The following is a 19079-nucleotide window of genomic DNA, read 5'->3' on the forward strand; positions in this document are numbered from 1 at the left end:
CACGTATCCTGTTTATTGTTCGAATTGACCAAATTGTTGTTGTAACTGGCGATTGGTTTGCAGGCGTCCTGCGAGGGCGTCACCCAGTTGTGCCACCACCGCAGAAAGTAATAAGTTGAACAGACAGCTCACAGGCGCCAGTGAGTCCCAGAAATGTCCGGTGTCGGTTTTTACCTGTAGTAAATCAATGGAATAATCCCTGGCCCATGGGCACCACACATCGGTAATTAGCGCCAGCGGAATGCAGCGCTCTGTGGCGACACGGCAATATTGTCGCGAAATAGCGGAGTAGGCGCGCATATCGGTAATAACCACGTAAGGCTGGCTGAATCCCGAGTTCAGCGACTCTACCCAACTGCCGGAAAGGCCTTCGGAGTAGCTGACTTTAGGTCGCAGGTATTCCAGGTGACTAAAAAAGGCGTTGGCGATCCCGCGGGTGGACTGGATCCCGAGGATGTACACGGCTTCCGCATGCGCCAGTTGCTGTGCAATGCGTAAAAACGTTTCGCCTTGTGCGAGCTGGTAGACGTGGGTAATAGCGTCGATCTCCAGCAACAGCGACTGATGCGCCCGATCCGGCAGGCTTTGTTGCTGGTGCCAGGAGTCCAGTCGTTCGTTCATTCCCCAGGGCTGATAGGGAACAACGGGAAGCTCACGCAGACTGGCTTTTGCATCCTCCAGGTTACGAAAGCCCAGTTTACGCAGATAACGTCCGACGGTAATGCCGCTGGTGCCGGTTGCTTTGGCGATGCCATCTGCGGTTTCAAATGGGATCTGCACAGCATGGGCTAACAGCCACCCGGCCACGCGCTTTTCGCTGGGCGTCAGCTGGCTAAAGGTTTGCTCTATGCGGGTAAATAACTCTGGTTTGGCTGTCATTACCTTCTCGCTGTTAGTTGCCTGTCAGATACCGTATTTCTGTTAGCGAATTAACAATGCAGGACGCGTGCCATGTGCGTAACAGCGGCACGTCGGCTGTTTTTGTTAAAAATAAACCGATATTCATTAACCAATGATCAACATTTGTGCAATGTAGTTCAGTTTTGGTGCAACGGCAGAGGAAGAGGGGTATGAATCTGCTGATTTCGTCGGAACGATCACATTGTGGGCAACATTTACCCCTCAGACATAAGAATCAGTAATGGGAAATATAAATTTCAGCCATATCAATAACAGTAATCTTTATTCTTATGATGGTAGGGGTATTATTTTTCGCGAGCTACATTAACGGTGTTAAGCGCAAGTGTAGATATTATTTATATTATAAATGGAGTACTACAATGAATAAATTCTCCCTTTCTACAGCAGGTATTCTGGTCGCAGCGCTGTTAACCAGTGTCAGCGTCAATGCAGCAACAGATAACGCTAAAACTGAAGTGACTCCAAAAGGCATGAACTGCCAGGAGTTTATTGATTTAAACCCACAAACTATGGCTCCAGTGGCCTTCTGGGTGCTCAATGAAGACGAAGACTTCAAAGGTGGTGACTACGTCGACTATAACGAAACCGTTACGACTGCAGTTCCTCTGACCGTTGAACTTTGCAAGAAACATCCGCAGAGTGAATTAAGTAAAATAAAAGACGAAATCAAAAAAGAATTATCTAAATAAGATTTAACTGTTATTAAAACCCAGCCAAAGCGCTGGGTTTTGTTATTTGTGACGCTGTCACTAATTTGTTTTGCAATACTTAAGAAAACTTTATAAAGATATAAACGCCTGTGCCGATACTGGATAAAAGTTAGCCTTTTGCAGAAGGAGTTTGTATGGCCTGGTATCCTACTCGTATTTCAACGCGTTTAACCATCGGCGGCATTCTGCTGCTTGCAGTAACGAGCCTTGTTATCGTGATGATTATGCTCTGGCGCGGTCAGCCACGCGTCGTTGAAATCAACACCGCTCTGATCGAAGAAACAGGGCAAGGTTTAACCCGTCAGTTGAGTACCGTATTGTCCCGAATTGAAGGTGAGACCGTCAGCCTGTCGCGACTGGCTGAAGTGTTGCCTAACGATGAATCACTGTACCAAAGCGTTGTTCCGCATCTTATTGGTGAAGGTAAAGACTCGATTATTACCGGCGGCGGCATCTGGCCAGAACCAGACGCCTTCACCGCAGGTGTGGAGAAAAGAAGTTTTTTCTGGGCGCGTAATGCTGAAGGAAAGCTGGTGTATTCCAATGATTATAACGTCGAAGGATCGAGTGGATACCACAATGAAAGCTGGTATCAACTGGCAAAAGGCCATTCACAAAACAGCTGTTTATGGTCTGACGTTTACCAGGATGCCAGTTCAGGCGTCAACATGGTGACATGCAGCGTGCCTTATCAACAGGCGGGCAAGTTTGCCGGTGTCGCTACCACCGATATCCGTCTGGATAACGTCGCCACTTTTATGCAGCAGCAGGGAAACAGCACCGGTGGTTACGCGTTTGTGGTAGACAAGCAGGGACAAATTCTCTATTTCCCGCAGGCCGACCTGGCAAAATATAAAACCATTAACGATTTGGCGCAAAGCGCACAGTGGCTTATCCCGATGCAAAACGGTCTGAAATCCTTGCGCCCGGCGGATGGAGTGAAGACGATTACGCTTGCGAAAGACAACGTGTTGAATACGCCATCCCGGGTAATGCTGTTCCCGATGGCGGATACCGGCTGGGTCGTGGGGCTGGTGACACCTGAATCACGCATCGTCGGTCTCGCCAAAGTGATGATGCAGGATGTTCTGGAAGTATTGATCCCTATCATGACGCTGTTGCTGGTGGGATCATGGCTGGTGGTTCGCCGACTGATTTCGCGTCTCGATGATACTCGCCAGGCACTTGATGATATTGCGCAGGGCGAAGGCGATCTTACCCGTCGTCTGGATGTTCGTGGCAAAGACGAGATTTCAGCTATCGCCGAGGCGTTTAACCTGTTCGTCGATAAAATCTCGGCCATCCTGATCACCGTCAGAAGCAGTAGCACAGTGGTAGCGAATAACGCCGTTAGCCTGGCTGACAGTAATATGGAGCTTTCATCTCGCGTCACGCAGCAGGCCGCTGCGCTGGAAGAGAGTTCGGCGGCGATGGAACAGTTAAATGCGACCGTTCATCAAAACGCCAGTAATACACAACTGGCGGATGAGCTATCCGATAGCACCGCGCAAACGGCCAACCGCTGCGGCGATGTGATGCAGGGCGTGATCTCAACAATGGATAACGTCAGCGCCTCATCCGGCAGAATGGTGGAAATTGTCGCAGTCATCGACAGCATTGCATTCCAGACCAATATTCTCGCCCTGAATGCCGCGGTTGAAGCCGCCAGAGCGGGTGATGCTGGCAGAGGGTTTGCCGTCGTGGCCTCCGAAGTGCGCACGCTGGCTCAGCGCAGTGCCACCGCCGCCCAGGAAATTAAAACGTTGATTGATGAATCCGTTTCTCATGTAGGTAGCGGAAGTCAGCAAATCCACACTGCCGGCGAACGTCTGGGAGAACTGGTCAGCAATGTGCGTCAGGTGCGCCAGTTGATGGGGGAAATACGCGTTGCGGGTGAAGAACAACGTAAGGGCGTTTCCGAAGTCACGCTGGCCGTTACCGAAATGGACAGCACCGTTCAGCAGAATGCCTCGTTAATTGATGATGCCGCAGCACGGACGCAGGCGCTGAAAGAGGAGGCGGAACAGCTGGCACTGCTGGTCTCATCCTTCAGGTTACCTGAGCCTTCCGTTGCCTGATAACCACACCATATCCGGGTACAGACCTTGTGCCCGGATAACTCCAGCATAATGGCTTTTAAGTAAATTTTTCCGGTTTAACTCCCTTTTATTGTGTTTTATAAGATTTTGAATTCCCCACCATTTAACTCTATAATATTAGGTGTAAAGTAGCTTTTATTCTTATAAGGGCCAATATTATGGATTTAACGCTCAACACAGCTGCTGATATCGTCAAACTACTCTGTGACAGATTGCGTAAAGAACGACTCGCGCGGCAAATGACGCAGGCTGATGTTGCCGCGCGTTCAGGTGTCGGTGTGAATACCGTTTCAAATCTGGAAACAGGTAAGAATGTAGGATTTGAGAATCTGGTCAAAGTCGCAATGGTGTTAGGCTATGGCGATGCACTGGAGGGGTTATTCAAACCCAGGATTGATAGTCTGGATGATATTTTGCGTTACGAAAAGAGCGCAACGCGCCAGCGGATCAAAAGGAAAAAACCTGATGCCTGAACAAGTTGATGTCTTCTATGAAGGTTGGGGTGAAAAATGGCTGTGGGGAAAACTGGTGTCTTCCACAGCCCTGACCGGACGTCCGTTGATCGCCTTTGAATACAGTGAAGACGCCTTACGTAGGGGCCTGGAGCTGTCCCGTCTGATGTTACCGCTGAACGGTCCCCGTTTGCGCAGGGATTTCCCGGCTCATCAGTTGGGATTACCTGGACCGGTTTATGATTCGCTACCTGACGGCTGGGGCATGCTGTTGATGGACCGATTATTTAAACGCCGCGGACTCAACGCAGCACGCATAGGTCCATTAGAGCGTTTAACCTGGGTCGGCAACAACGCGATGGGCGCCATGACATTCCAGCCCATTCAGTCAGATGTCGAGATGCTGTCAAAAGAGAATGTTCCTCTCGAACAACTGGCCGCTGAGGTTCAGGAAGTCCTGAGCGGCGAAGGCGGGGAATTTTTGCACAAACTGCTCCAGATGGGCGGTTCGCCACAAGGAGCAAGGCCTAAGGCGCTACTTTATCGTGACACTGTCACGTCTAAATTCACCACGGTGCCGCAACCCGGGAGCGAAAGCTGGCTGATTAAATTTCCCGCCAGGCATGAGCATGCTGAGGTATGTGCCATCGAAGCGGTTTATGCTGAATGCTTGCGCCAATGTGGGATCACCACGCCTGATACGGCGTATTTCAATCTGCCCGGCGGACAGGCGGCATTTGCCACTCGCCGTTTCGACCGTGACCAGTCGATACGTATTCCTATGCAGAGCCTGGCGGCACTTACCGGGGCAAATTACCAGATACCCGGCGCTTTAGACTACCGGGATTTTCTGCGCGCCACGCAGATTTGTACCAATGATGTCAGAGAAAAGGCAAAAGCGTTCGAACGCGTGGTTTTCAACGTGGCTTTTAACAACCGCGACGATCATCCGAAGAATTTTGCCTATTTAATGTCAGCCGATGGAAACTGGACTCTGGCTCCGGCTTACGATGTCACCTGGTGCGAAGGACCTGGCGGGTATCACCAAATGGACGTGCTGGGAGAGGCGCTGGATATCGAAAGAAAGCACCTTCAGTCGCTTGGCGTTCAGGAAGCTGAGTTATCTGCTGACCATGTGAACGGCATAATCGAAAAAGTCTGTCACTTTGCCACTGCATTGAGCGCTATCGCCAGGGACAAATACCCCGATCAGATAACGCTATCTACGCTGAATACGATACAGAAACAAATTAATGATAATGTCCGCCGGCTAATGTCCCGGTGACGCAGATACGGCCGCAACACTTCCCGGAAAATTAAAGCTGAGCGGGGCAAGGTTTCCCCGCTACATTTCCTCGCTAAACTGACCAGAGGACAACCATTAACGTCCCCAACGATTGCGAATATAGGTCACAGCTTCCTGCGTTTGCGGTTGATTAAGATAATCTTCGCGAAACAGGATCGTGCCGTTGATGTACGGTTCGGATTCGTTTAAATCGAGCTGCTTTTTCAGTTCCGGCACACCGCCTTTTACCGTCCAGTCTGGCTCTTTTCTCGATGGTTCACCGACTTTATACAGCGCTACACCAATGTAGAGGCGAGTGTTGGTTGATTTCACGACATCTGCCCACCATTTTGCTAGTACATCGTAACGCGCTGCGTCACGGGCAAAAGGCCAGTAGAGTTGCGGTGCAATGTAATCCAGCAAACCTAATTGCACCCAACGGCGGGTGTCTGCATACGACTCATCATACGCTGCCGCGCCGCGCGTGTCGGAGCCCGCTGGATCGTGCGAACGGTTGCGCCACACGCCCGCAGGACTAACGCCAAACTCGACTTCAGGCTTGAGTTTCTTGATGGTCCGCGATACCTGGGCAATCAACCTTTGCGTGTTATCGCGCCGCCAGTCAGCTTTGGAAGCGAACCCCTGACCGTATCTTCTGAAGGTCTGGCTGTCATTGAGCGCAGAGCCGGGAGACTCGGTATAGAAGTAATCATCAAACTGCACGCCGTCAACCGGGTAATTCTCAACCACTTCCGCCACGATGCTGGTGATCCAGTCGCGCACGTCGGGAATACCGGGGTCTAACACAAAACGCTCGCCCGCAGTGCGGATCCAGTCCCGATGCAGGACGTATACGCTGGACGGCGTCTGTGACAGCGTGCTGTTTAATTCAGTGACCGTCGAAGGTTTGGTGTTTACGGACACGCGATAGGGGTTAAGCCAGGCATGAACTTTCATTCCGCGCTTATGCGCTTCATCGAGCATAAACTTCAGCGGATCGTAACCCGGATCCTGGCCAATCGTACCGGTCAGGGTATCTGACCACGGTAGAATTTTTGACTTCCACAATGCGGTCCCATCGGGCTTAACCTGGAAAAAAACGGTGTTAATACCAAGCCGTTTCAGGTTGTCCAGCTTATCCGTCAGCGCTTTTTGCTGCAGGCTGATGCGTACGGCAGGCGAACTGATGTTCACGGATGAAATCGGCGGCCAGTCAAGACGTGAAACCGTCGCCAGCCAGATCCCGCGCACTGGCTCCTTGCTCTGCTGGGGTTTGCTCACCGGAGGTAGCGGAGTGGTCTTGTGACCGGGTGGTTGTGAAGAACAGCTGCCAAGTAACAACATACTGCCTACAAGTACAGCAAACCATTTCATGTTGGTCAGCGGTAGTCTGGCACGAGAACGGGCGAGAATCTTCGCCAGTTTTTTCTGATAATTTCCTGAAAAGAAACCGGATGCTGCCATCTGATTTTGCTCTTATTTCTTTTTATTGCGGCTGTTAGCCCAAGGATCGAAGGCCGGTTCGGGGGTGTTGTTTGAGGCCAGGTCATGCAGCGAATCAAGGTACAGCGCTTCAACTTCTGCCCGCGCCCACGGCGTACGGCGCAGAAACTTCAGACTGGATTTAACGCTCGGTTCATTTTTAAAGCAGTTGATATTAATACGTTGCGCCAGTTCAGCCCAACCATAACGTTCAACCAGGGCATTGACCTGCATTTCAAGCGTTACGCCATGTAAAGGGTCTTTAGAAATATGAGCATTCATATGAAGTCCAGTTCAGTGGTTCCAGATTTTGTCAGTAGTGTGACGGGAAGAAGGTTACAAGAAAGCAAAGCTGCCAGCAACGGCAGAAAGCGGTATGGCGCGACAAGCCGTACGCCATACCGGCAATGGATGGCTCAATACTCTTTAAAAGCCAGTTCCAGACGGGCAATCAACGGTTTAAACAGGTAACTCATCAGGGTTCGTTCACCGGTCTTGATCGTCACGCTGGCGGGCATTCCCGCTTTAATTTTGTAATCGCCCAGCAAACGCGCGCCCTCTGCTGAAACCTGTACTTCCGCAAGGTAGTAAGGCTGCTGAGTGGCTTCATCAATTAAGCGGTCCGCCGAGATAGTCAGAACCCGGGCCGGAACCGACGGCAACAGGGCATGGTTAAGGGCAGGGAAAAGCACATCAACGGTTAAGCCGGGGACCAGTTTATCAATGGCATGCACGGGTATTTTGGCATCAATTTGCATCGGTTGTCCGGCAGCAACGATATCCATAAGATGTTCGCCGGGTTGAATGACGCCGCCCACGGTACTGACTTTAACATCCAGCACAATACCGTTAATCGGTGAGCGAATCTCGGTGTTATCCAGCTCGTGACGGGTGGACGCCAGTTCATCCTCCAGCATTGCCACTTCTTTTTGGTTTTCCGTCAGTTCAGACTCAACTTCACGTAAATATTGATGACGCACCTGGTAGGCTTTAATTTTTAATTCGTTTTGCTGCGATTTCAGTTTGGCAATGTTAAGAATATCTTCTGAAACGCTGCCAGATATTTCTGCTGCCTCGCGCTCCAGCACCAGTAATTGCGCTTTGGGATAATAGTTTTTTTCGCTCAGCGCGCGAATAGCCCCTAACTCCCGGTTAATCAGAGAAAACTGGTGGTCGCGATAGCCTTTTATTTTATTGAGATTATCCGTTTGTCCTACCAGACCATCGAGCGTTTCCTGAATCATCGACAGTTCATCCTGAATCGTTTTGCGACGGGTATCGAAAAGTTTAGCCTGCAGATTTCTGACTTCTGCCAGCCGTTTATTGCCAGATAATTGCTGCGTCAGCGTCGTATTAAAGACGATCGCATCCAGGCCATCGCGTTCTGCCAACAGGCGATCTTCGATACTTTTTGCAGAAATATACTGGGCATTTAACGCGCTGAAACGCATTTCAAGCTGCATTTTATCCAACCGGACGAGGACCTGATTTTTCTTCACCAGGTCGCCTTCTTTGATAAAGATATCCGTTACCCGACCGCCGCTCAGATGCTGAATGGTTTTGCGGTTACTCGATACGGTTACCGTACCATCGGCGACCACGCCCGCATCTAACGGCGCTTGCACTGCCCAGAGGATAAAACTACCGACACCAAGCACAATGACGATCACGCCCCGGATAATCGGCGACCAGATATTAGTATCAACGCCAGCAGAGGCCGCGTTCTCAGATTTCTTTTTCATCATCAGGCCTCACGTTGCTGTTCAGTCGTGGATGGAGAAGGCGTAGCCACTGGTTTCAGTACGTTGGCCTGACGCAAATGGGCAAAAACCTGATCGCGGGTACCAAACTCCTGTATAGCGCCATCGTTAAGCAGCAAAACCTTATTGACCACGCCGAGCAGCGTCGGGCGGTGTGAGATAATGACAGTGGTTTGTCCCTGGGTACGCAGGGTATTGATGGCTTTAACGAGTGCGAATTCACCCGCGTCGTCAAGATTGGCATTCGGTTCATCAAGCACGATGAATGCAGGATTGTTATACACGGCGCGTGCCAGCCCGATGCGCTGCCGCTGCCCGCCGGAGAGCTGATATCCACCTGCTCCCAACAGCGTGTCATAACCTTGTGGCAAGCGCAGGATCATCTCATGAACGCCTGCCAGTAATGCGGCGGCGACGATAAGCTTACTGTCATTCTGCGCGAAGCGGGCAATGTTTTGCGCGATGGTACCGTCAAACAGTTCCACATCCTGTGGCAGATAGCCAATAGACGGGCCCAGCAGCGCTTTATCCCACTGACAAATATCTGCGCCGTCTAATCTGACTTTCCCTGATAGCGGTTTCCAGACGCCAACCAGAACCTTTGCCAGTGAGGTTTTCCCTGAGGCTGAGGGGCCGATAATCCCCAGAACTTCACCTTGCTCCAGCTGGAATGAGATATTACGCAGTAGCGGGGAAGGCTGGCCGGGGGCTGCGGCGAAGACGCTTTCGACGCTGATGTTGCCGTTAGGACGCGGCAGGGTCAGTACCTCTTTCGGTGCCGGATACTCCTTCAGCAAGGTTGAGAGCTGATGCCACGCGCTACGAAACTGCACGAACTGCTTCCAGCTGCCAATGACTTGTTCTACCGGGTTGAGGACGCGGCCAAGAATGATCGAGGCGGCGATCATCAGGCCCGGAGTAATATGGCCGCCGATCACCAGTAAAGCCCCGGCGCCCAGCGCAATAGATTGCAGCAACACCCGCACAAAGCGGCTGAGACTGCTTAACCCGGCCGTTTTGTCGGCAATCTGCGTTTGTAGCGCCAGCACTTTGTTATGTTGCTCCTGCCAGTTGGACTTCAGGGTCGAAAGCATCCCCATCGCTTCAATGGCATCGGCGTTTTGCAGCTGTTTATTCAGTTTGCTGGCATTGTTAATGGTTAAGGCGTGCGCTTGCTGAATCGGGCGCTTGGTAGAGATTTCAGATACCAACGTCAGAATAAATAATAATGTTATTCCGCCGAGAGAAAGATATCCCAGCAGGGGATGGACCAAAAAGGCGATGAACAGATATATTGGCGTCCAGGGAATATCCAGTAAGGCGAACAGGCTATTCCCGGAAAGAAACTGACGAACCTGATCCAATTCGGCTAAAGATTGCGCCGGGTTGTTATCACCGGTAACCATCTTTCTTTTAAAGGCTGCGTTAAAAACCAACTGGCTTAGCTTTATATCCAGCCTGTTGCCAAGCCTGACCATAACCTGCGCGCGGGCAGATTCAATCATGGCAATAACGATGTACAAGCCGACAATTAATAAGGTTAACATTAACAGCGTGGTGGTATTTTTACTGACCAGCACACGGTCATAAACCTGTAGCATATAAATTGCCGGCGCCAGCATAAGCATATTAATCACACAACTAAAAAACAACAGCATCAGAAAAGTGGGTTTCGTTCCCTTTAATGCATCATTCAGTTCTGTTGGCGTATGCTGGCGCGACATAGTCATCTCCTTATACGATCAATGAACTATTGCCATTGTTACTGGCAAGGGTAGTGGGCATTTCCAGATAAAAGTCACCAATATTCACGGTGTTCGAATTGACGCCCACCAATGTGATGGTATCTGTACCGATAGTCACAATGGTGTTGCCATTGTTTCCGGTGATAGACACGCTGCTGGCAAAATTACCCGCGTTGATACCTAACAAGACGAGATCAAGGAAGTCCTGCCCGCCGTTGGGGTTACTGTCAAAACCGGTAATTCGGTCCTGCCCAAAGTTGGCACCAAAGGCGAAGATATCGCTCCCGGCACCACCGTCCAGAATGTCGTTACCTTCCTGACCATTGAGAATATCGTCCCCGCTACCGCCGGAGAGGGTATCCGCGCCCGCACCGCCAATCATGACGTCGTTACCAACCCCGCCTTGCAGGTTATCAGCGCCATCTCCGCCATCGAGGAAGTCATTCCCGATACCACCAAACAACTGGTCGTTACCGCCCATACCGAACAGATAGTCGTTACCGGTCCCTCCCGTAATGGTGTTCGCAATGGCATTACCGGTACCGATAAAACTGCCGCTGCCGGTAAATACCAGTTCTTCCACGTTATCGGTGAGGTCGTAGCTGCTAAGGTTGGTTCGGACAACGTCCGTGCCGCCATTCACACCTTCGATAACTACATCACCGAAATCATCAACAATGTAGGTATCATCGCCCGTGCCGCCGGTCATACTGTCGGCACCAAGCCCGCCATCAAGCGTGTCATTACCAGCATCACCTTGCAGAATATCTTGCCCCGCCTGACCAGAGAGGTTGTCGTTTCCCGCACCGCCGATGAGCAGATCGTCACCTGCACCGCCGAGTAAGGTGTCATTACCGCCTTCACCGCGTAGGATATCGCTCCAGGCAGTACCGACGAGGGTGTTAGCCCCGTTGGTACCCACAATCAGATCGCCCACGGGCTGGGTGGTGGTCGACGTCAGGACAACAGGGGGGTTGCCTTCATCGTCGACGACGGTAACGACCACCTGCAACGTTCTGCCAACCATAGCCTGACCCGGCGTATAGGTGGCGGAAGTCGCACCGTTAATGTTGACGAATCCGGTTGGCGAACTCATTCTCCATTGATAAGTGAAATTACCGCCGCTCAGACCATCGGCGTCAGCAATGCCTGAAACCACCGCGGTCAGCGTCAGGCTTTCAGTTGGGGTGAGGTCGTTAATTACCGGCACACCGGTCGTGGCCTGATTTCGCGGTAGGATCGCCTGAGTTTGTGCCGACACCAGGGTTTCAGCGTCACCCATGCGGTCGTTAAAACTGGCTACCACACGCAGCGGAGCACCCTGAATAGTGCCAGGCACTCTGAACTCAACACCGGTTGCCTGGTCTCGCCATTGGCCGTTGACGAATGCCTGCCAGGTCATGGTGATGGCCACATCCGCCGCCAGGCCGTTACCATCCAGCAAGTTCGCCACGTTGACGCGCAGCAGGTCGCCCACCGAAGGGTTAGGATTGCTGATGGTAAGATCGCCCGTCGCTTGCTGCGCCGTCACCCACAGCTGCTTCCCATCGCCAAACTCCAGTTTTTCGATGTTCAACAGACGATCGATGCCATCATTCAGGTTCAGCGCGGCATCCGGCGTGGCGTGATCGACGCGCAGGCTACCGTCCGCCATACGGGTAAAGACATAGTTGCTGCTGACATCACGGTACACCGCGACGTCAGTTTCCGTGCCGTTACCTTCATGCAGGATTTCTCGCACAATCGACAGCTGATTCGGTTTCAGCGTGCCGGCCAGCATGTACGATTTCAGTTCGGCCATACCTTCGGCGCTGGTGAGTCCCGCCATACCTGTAACGGCAATACGCACGTTGAGCCATGCATCACCATCAATGATATCGTTACCGGCTTTACCCATAATGCGGTCGCTACCGCCACCGCCGAGTAAAATATCGCTACCATCATCAGGGTTCAGTAGTACCGCGTTCGGATTTGTAGAACGCTCTACGCCGAGAATAGCCTGTAAACCGGTGATCCGGTCCGCACCTTCCTGGGTCAGGTTGTTAGAGAGGGGAACGCCCTGAACAGGCGCAGTACCTATCGGCTGTTCTGTCCCGGTCAGGATATCGTCGTATTTCCAGCCCGACAGCCCTTCAACAAGATCAAAACGGTCGCGTAGAATAAACTCCTGCTGGTTGACGAAAATAGGGATCCCAAGGTCAGAGTTAGCGCCATTTGGGTCGCCTTTATGGATAGCCCAGTCGAAACCGGCCATGCCATTATTGCGCTGGATCCCCGCGCCCTGAATCATGATGTCGTCACCGGCTTCGCCATCGTAGTCGGTGTCGTTACCCTGACCGTTGAGGACATCGTGACCGATAATGGTACTGTTGAAGAACAACTCAGAGTTGTCACCCGCCAGCGTGTCAAACCCGTCGCCGCCTTCCAGCCAGTCATCGCCTTCGTTGCCCATCAGGAAATCACCACCCGAGCCGCCAAGCGCAAAGTCGTTATCCTGACCCGAGAAGACCTCCTGCGCATCTTCGCCGACCACCACGAAGTCGCTACCGCTGCCACCAAAGACCAGATCGTTTCCGTTACCGGAGAAGATAACGTCATGTCCGGCATCACCGTGCAGGAAGTCCGCATCACCAACAGGCGTACCGGTATCGGTAATAATGTCATCACCGTCACCACCATGGACCACGTCTGCTTCGTCGCCGCCGTCCAGTCGGTCATCTCCGCCATCACCCCACAGACTGTCGATCCCTTTACCGCCGATTAATGTATCATTGCCTGCCGTCCCTCCAAGCACCACATGCCCATCGCCGGTATATTTCAGATACCCGCCATCGGCAAAACTATCGCCGTCAACATCCACTCCTGGGTCGCGACGCACCAACAACGGCGAGAGCAGATCCTTCAGCGGATTACCCCATTTCGGGTCGATTTCCGTTTGCAGCACGCGGTTCACTTCAAAAATATGGTCCGGTGTCTGGAACAGATTAGCGGGCAGGTGGGAGGATCCCTCATCACCAAGATCGCTGTTACGCATTACCAGCGCGGAAAACGAGTTGGCCTCCAGTTCATTGAGTAAGTTCAGTCCCTGAACGCGGCTCAGATAGTAGAAGCGATCGCCGTCCTGAAGCATTTCCATTTGTGTTTCAAAGACGAAGTTGAAGGTTGAGCCGAGCATGCCGCCAAATTCATTTTTGCGCTCTGCCAGCCCGCCAATCCAGAAATCGACCATATTCAGGCCGGTCTCTTTGGTTGCCCACGCTCCGATACTGTTAAAGAAATCCATCGCATCCGCAGGCAGGGCATTGTTAGCATCACCAAACAACAGGAAGTTGACCGCTGCACGCTTACCTTCAAGGCTGGTGGCATTGAGGATCAGCTCATGCTGACCATAGGCGGCCATAAAGTTAATGATTGAAGCGGGATTTTTCAGGTAGGTAGTGAAGTCAGCCCAACTGGTATAAGGCTTCAGTTGACTATCACCGCTTAATGCAAAAAACTGCTCGCGGGCCTGGTTCAGCGTCGGCATTGCGGTGTCACGGCCACGGGCTATATTAAGCGCGCCTAAATCGAGGGGCAGGCCGATGAGATTATTACGCAGCGCATCGGTAATAAATTCATCAATTTCGTTACCCACCTGACGCGTCATACCACGCACAATTGCGCCAATAGCCTGATCGTCCGTGACGGTGGCCCCGTTGATTTGATTAAATGCTACCGGATTCAGGAATGCTGAAATCAGGTCAATATCACCGCTTTGCATATCAATGTCGGTGCGCGCCACGGTTTCTGTCAGCATTGAATGCCCGAAACGGTAAACCACATGCGCAAACTCGGCAAAGATCATCGGGTTTATATCCGCCGTGTTGGAGAAAACAAACGGATCGACGGCGGGTTGTACGGTACGGGCAAACTCCTCGAATACGAGGTGCTGATATTGCATTTCCGTGGAGAAACGACCTGCCTGGAATAGGTACTCACCGTTCCATACCAGCGTACTGGTATCGGCAGGTAATTCCGTGATTTGATGATTGGGCATCAACCACTGATTAATGAGGTCGATATCACCGGTTTCCAGCAGTGTTGTTTTATATTGCTCAACCAGACGGTTATGCTCGCTGTGAAAAACGGCGTGCACCGCGGTTAAACCTATATTTTCGTTCCCACGCCCGTCACCGGTAATAAAGTGACGATCGAGCAGTTCGTTATCATAGGTTCCTGCCGGTTGCGCTCCTTCGCCCCCAATCGCAGTGTCATCATCTGCCAGCAGACCCGCTTTTGGCGCGGCAGTATGCGCAATATCATCAAGAAACGCATGGCCGGTGCGGAATGTTCCCTCAGGCAACAGACCGCCGTTGGCTTCAACCAGTCCCCCGGTGGTAACAATCTGTACCTTTCCATTTTCACTTAAAATCAAATTACCGTAGCGATCCGTTGCCAGCAGGGGAACATTAAACACATCCTGATCGGTGAGTTTAATGCCTAGCAGAGTTTCAGCCTGGTTTTTAACGTCGGCCCAGGTCGCCAGTCCACCGTTCGCACCGCCTAATAAATTCCCGGTAGGCTCAGGTTTCCCATCAATAATGACGTATTCGCGGATGAAAATCTGATGTGAAGGATGGGAGGTGTAGGTTTGGTTTTGGTCGATGAAGGGGGTCGTCAGGTTTACTGTCTCTCGGTTTTCATCCACCGTTGCCCGGGTTAATAGCATAAAGTTTGTCGACGACCCTTCCACATATAAAGGGTCATCCGGCTGTAGCGGAATGAAAACGATACCGTTGCCGCCTTTGGGAATCAAATCCAGACCGTGGTCAAAAAACTGGCCAAAGAAGGTCATCCAGCCGTTAAAAGCAGGGGAGAGACCGATATCGGGAGACTGGTTAGGAATGGATAACGTTTCTCCGTCTCCTGTAATAGTCCCCCCGCCGGGAGCATCTTTTAACGCGTTAAATACCTCCAGTGCGGCTGGGTTAGATGCCGTTTGATCGGAAATTAAGTTACTAATAATACGTGGGTCGGCATCAATAACGGTGCCACCAATTTGGATATAACTGGTCATTTGGTCCGCATCTTGCCAGTTTAACGCGGTTAATCTCGGCATTGTCTGGTCGGCAGAGCCATATAACTCCTGGCCTGGTAGAAGATTATTCCATGAACCATCTACCGTGCGAAGTCCATAAGGCAATAGCGGACTGGAAACTAATTCTCTAAGCAATTCAGCATTAACGCTACCATCCGGGTTAGTTGCCGCTTCGGATATTTTGATCTGCTTAAGAATAAAAGCAAGATCGTGCAGAGTGACAGTAAAGTCATATTGTGAGGCCATAAGTCATTACCCCTATCTTTACCTGTATTAGCTATCATCACTCTTTTCTTCCACTTACAAAAACTGACAGAAGAATGAGTCGTATAAGATACCTGATTGTTATTACATGATTAAAACTCCATATTTAAAAAAATGAAGTATCTACGACTTGATTAGCATTATTCTCCTGAAATTTAGTTAGCACAGTAAGATATGCACCTCACTTATATATTAGGTTTGAGCGGTTGATGACCATCGTGCCCATTGAAATTAAAGGTATATTCGAGACACGCAGTTTTGAGAAGACAAGGTCTCCTCAAGGCTGTAAAGGTTTTACTTTTTAAAACGCATATTACAGTTATGTGATGATCATAACTATGGTTTTTCCGTTGGCGACTTCACTCATACTTTATTATGAAAAGATTAAATTTTCATTTCTTTACATTAGAATTTATGTCAAATCTCTTCTTAAGAAGAATTCTCATTAAGTCGACTTTTAAGATGTCATTGTGTTGAATTATAAAATTTAATATTGGATGAAATTTAACACGACATCATTCCTGATGCCTGATTATGCTATTAGCATAAATCAATATAGTGTGATAGCTGACCCTACGTTTAGTAAAGAACGCCCCCTCCAAACAGGTAATGCAATGAAAAAAAATATAATTTTTCTCTCCGGGATGATTTTTTCGTCAGTCGGTCACGCCAGTGCGCTCTACTTCTATGAAGTCGGAACGGAGGATACCGCACTGGCTGGTGCAGGGCAGGCCGCTCGTGCTCAGGATGCCTCTACGCTGTTAACAAACCCTGCGGGGATGACCCGTTTACCTGACCATATGGTCAGCGGAGGATTACAGGCGATGGGCGGAGATATTCCCTATACGCTGAACAATACGACAGATGGAAGGCAAAGCCCCGGTAATGTAATGACGCTTTTCCCCAATGCCAGCATGTTTTATACGCAACGGCTAAGTGATACCGTTTCTGCCGGTTTGGGTTTGTACGGCAACTATGGGTTAGGTATCGACTTCGGCAACTGGGCAGGGGATCGGTTAATTAAACAAAGTACCATGGTTGCGATGACGCTGAGTCCCGCCGTTGCATGGAAACTAAGTGATAAGGTGTCGGTTGGCGCAGCTGCAGGGCTAAACTATGGTTTTCTGTCGCTAAGCAGAGATGTCGATGGCCACGATGAGAAACAAAGCGATCATGACTGGGCGATGAATTACCACCTTGGCTTATTAATGGATTTAACCGACAAAACGCGGGCGGGAGTAACCTGGACCAGCAAGACTGATTATCATTTCAATATTGACGGGACGGCACGTTTCCCCAATATACCTAATATTGGATATGATCTGCCGATCTCCACACAGGTCCGTGCTCCGCAGCAGGTGATGTTTAGTCTGGTTCACGATATCAACAGTCAATGGTCAGTGATGGGCGATCTTGGCTGGCAGGACTGGAGCCAGTTTGGCAGCCCGCAGATTACAATAAATGGTCAGCAAAGCGATCGTGATAATCGTCTGAAAGATACATGGCATACAGCGCTGGGCGTGCAATATCATCCCGATGAGCAGTGGCGCATTAATGCCGGTATTGCCTATGACAGTTCACCGTACAAATCGCAAAGTGATGTAGCGCTTTCGATGCCAACCGGCGATGAATGGCGACTTGCCACCGGTGCACAGTACCAGATTACGCCAGCCAGCAATATTGGCGTTGCCGTTGAGTATTTGCACATGCAGTCGTCAAACGTCAAATCTGATATCTTTGCAGGCCAGTATAAGAATCCGTGGCTATGGTTTGCCAGTGTCAACTACAGCTATCAATTCTAGCGCCGTTATTCCCGATTAACTATCTCACGCATTGTTAATAGTCACCATGGCGGATTATCTATCCGACAGTGTCTGGTAACCGTCTGCTGGTGGTCTTATCACACACGCTCGTTTAAATAAAAATAAATTTCTACTTTTATTATTGAGCAATTTATGGCTTTAATATGAATCTGTACTACCTTCATGGAATATAGGTAAAAGCATATTGTTTTCAATCTAAATAATACAGGTTTGATTATGCAAATTTCACCTCCGGTACGCCCAGAACAAAGCATACAACGCTTAATGCAAGCACTTGAACCGATTGCAGAAAAGATGAAGGTTGTGCCGCGGCGGCGTATCATGTGGAAATACAAGAATAAGCCTCAACTCTACCTTTTTTTGCAAGGGGAGCTGTCTATTTTACGTTCTTCTGATGGTCTGTTAATCGTGACCGTCTATGAACCCCATCTGTTCGGTATTGCCGAAATGATCCAACCGGTACACGGCCATTTATTGCGCGCTGAAGCTGAGTCAACATTATTACGCGTCGATGCCGATAAAGCACGAGAACTCTTTCATCAACAAGGCTTGTGGGAAGATGCGGCGGCAGTGCTTTCATATCATACGGGCTATCTCTTTTATCGTGATGATTTAGTCGTACAGCAGCGAACTTATTCAGTGATACGTAACCACCTCGAAGAGATGATTTTGTTGCCGGAAGAGACGCGCACGCGAGTCTCTATTTTAGATTATATTCAGGATCGGACCCACTTATCGCGCAGCAGTGTTTTAAATGTTGTGTCTGCGTTAAAAAAAGGAGGGTATATTGATTTTGAACGCGGAGGGTATCTTACTTCCATCAATAAATTGCCTGAGCGATTTTAAATAAACCCACAAACAAGTTACAAATCGATTATCTAAATTTAATATTCTATTGTTGTGGTATGCCATATATCAATCGTAAGAAATCCTCCTCATCATTTTCTGAGGAGGATTTCTTGTTATTCAATAAGAGAGTTCACGGACTGATTAATGCTTAACAGTCCTGTTTGATTATGCTCCTTATAATAAAAATTGTTCATTTGCTGCATTTGTTCGAGCTTGGTTAAAGAAGCATAAACCTGGTATGCCTGGCTATGAACGTCAAACATCTCTCTTGGCTTAACCTCATGAAGATATTCATTTTTTAATGAACTCGCGACGTTTTCAATTTGCTGTTTATTATCCTGATATAAGGACAGGGATGCCGAGTCACTACTTGATTTTGACTCGGGTTGTGCCTGAACAACAGGGATCACCATTTTATTGATTTTAACAACTTTCTCTGGGGGAGAAGTATTACAGCCAGAAAGTATCCCAACGATGAGAAGTAGATAGAGAGTGCGCATATATAGTGTTCTAAAGACAATGGATGCCAGCTATTATCTTTTTATACAGTCAGGTGTCTACAGCTATTTTGTTTAAATAAAAACAAAAGGAAATTTAAAATTAAATGCCATT

At 49.8% G+C, this 19079-nt stretch carries 13 protein-coding genes; 6 read left to right on the forward strand and 7 right to left on the reverse strand.

All coding sequences use genetic code 11. The annotated features are described in order from the left end of the window. Nucleotides 1–12: 12 nt before the first annotated feature. Nucleotides 13–879 (reverse strand): MurR/RpiR family transcriptional regulator, encoded by an 867-nt coding sequence (locus OGY71_RS10310; protein ID WP_003020002.1) that lies wholly within the window; start codon nt 877–879, stop codon nt 13–15. 401 nt (nt 880–1280) lie between these two features. Here OGY71_RS10310 and hdeB point away from each other — a divergent pair, with 401 nt between their 5' ends. The 4 genes from hdeB to OGY71_RS10330 all read left to right on the forward strand — a co-directional run bounded on the left by hdeB (nt 1281) and on the right by OGY71_RS10330 (nt 5467). Then, complete coding sequence (gene hdeB / locus OGY71_RS10315; protein WP_003019999.1) at nt 1281–1610, forward strand: acid-activated periplasmic chaperone HdeB; 330 nt, start codon at nt 1281–1283, stop codon at nt 1608–1610. A gap of 155 nt (nt 1611–1765) precedes the next feature. Beyond that, nucleotides 1766–3709: a methyl-accepting chemotaxis protein gene (locus OGY71_RS10320; RefSeq protein ID WP_191221488.1), complete on the forward strand. Its 1944-nt coding sequence runs from the start codon at nt 1766–1768 to the stop codon at nt 3707–3709. Nucleotides 3710–3888: 179 nt separating this feature from the next. Then, complete coding sequence (locus OGY71_RS10325; protein ID WP_003832988.1) at nt 3889–4203, forward strand: helix-turn-helix domain-containing protein; 315 nt, start codon at nt 3889–3891, stop codon at nt 4201–4203. Next, complete coding sequence (locus OGY71_RS10330) at nt 4196–5467, forward strand: type II toxin-antitoxin system HipA family toxin (protein ID WP_206159540.1); 1272 nt, start codon at nt 4196–4198, stop codon at nt 5465–5467. Before OGY71_RS10325 ends, OGY71_RS10330 begins: the two co-directional genes overlap by 8 nt. Nucleotides 5468–5563: 96 nt before the next feature. On the opposite strand, the gene OGY71_RS10335 is transcribed toward OGY71_RS10330, so the two are convergent. From OGY71_RS10335 to OGY71_RS10355, 5 genes are all read right to left on the reverse strand, one after another. Then, a complete protein-coding gene (locus OGY71_RS10335) occupies nt 5564–6931 on the reverse strand; it encodes a glycoside hydrolase family 10-like protein (protein WP_003832985.1) in 1368 nt (455 codons plus the stop codon). 12 nt (nt 6932–6943) lie between these two features. Then, nucleotides 6944–7231, reverse strand: coding sequence for a VF530 family protein (locus OGY71_RS10340; protein WP_032943454.1), 288 nt, complete (start codon nt 7229–7231; stop codon nt 6944–6946). Between the two features lie 134 nt (nt 7232–7365). Further along, nucleotides 7366–8694 carry an HlyD family type I secretion periplasmic adaptor subunit gene (locus OGY71_RS10345; protein WP_185879291.1) on the reverse strand — a complete coding sequence of 443 codons (1329 nt, stop codon included), beginning with the start codon at nt 8692–8694 and terminating at the stop codon, nt 7366–7368. Next, nucleotides 8694–10433 (reverse strand): type I secretion system permease/ATPase, encoded by a 1740-nt coding sequence (locus OGY71_RS10350; RefSeq protein ID WP_003832979.1) that lies wholly within the window; start codon nt 10431–10433, stop codon nt 8694–8696. Before OGY71_RS10350 ends, OGY71_RS10345 begins: the two co-directional genes overlap by 1 nt. Nucleotides 10434–10443: 10 nt before the next feature. Next, nucleotides 10444–15777 (reverse strand): peroxidase family protein, encoded by a 5334-nt coding sequence (locus OGY71_RS10355; protein WP_286613274.1) that lies wholly within the window; start codon nt 15775–15777, stop codon nt 10444–10446. 632 nt (nt 15778–16409) lie between these two features. Here OGY71_RS10355 and OGY71_RS10360 point away from each other — a divergent pair. Both OGY71_RS10360 and OGY71_RS10365 read left to right on the forward strand, forming a co-directional pair. Further along, entirely contained in the window at nt 16410–17597 is a 1188-nt protein-coding gene (locus OGY71_RS10360) for an OmpP1/FadL family transporter (RefSeq protein ID WP_063941973.1), read from the forward strand. Between the two features lie 237 nt (nt 17598–17834). Next, entirely contained in the window at nt 17835–18464 is a 630-nt protein-coding gene (locus tag OGY71_RS10365; protein ID WP_003832974.1) for a winged helix-turn-helix transcriptional regulator, read from the forward strand. Between the two features lie 116 nt (nt 18465–18580). On the opposite strand, the gene OGY71_RS10370 is transcribed toward OGY71_RS10365, so the two are convergent. Then, nucleotides 18581–18967, reverse strand: a complete 387-nt coding sequence (locus OGY71_RS10370) for a KPN_03583 family lipoprotein (protein WP_063941972.1) — start codon at nt 18965–18967, stop codon at nt 18581–18583. Between the last annotated feature and the right edge of the window lie 112 nt (nt 18968–19079).

Origin of the sequence: Citrobacter sp. Cpo109, from assembly GCF_030332565.1 — a bacterium.
Taxonomy (GTDB): domain Bacteria; phylum Pseudomonadota; class Gammaproteobacteria; order Enterobacterales; family Enterobacteriaceae; genus Citrobacter; species Citrobacter portucalensis.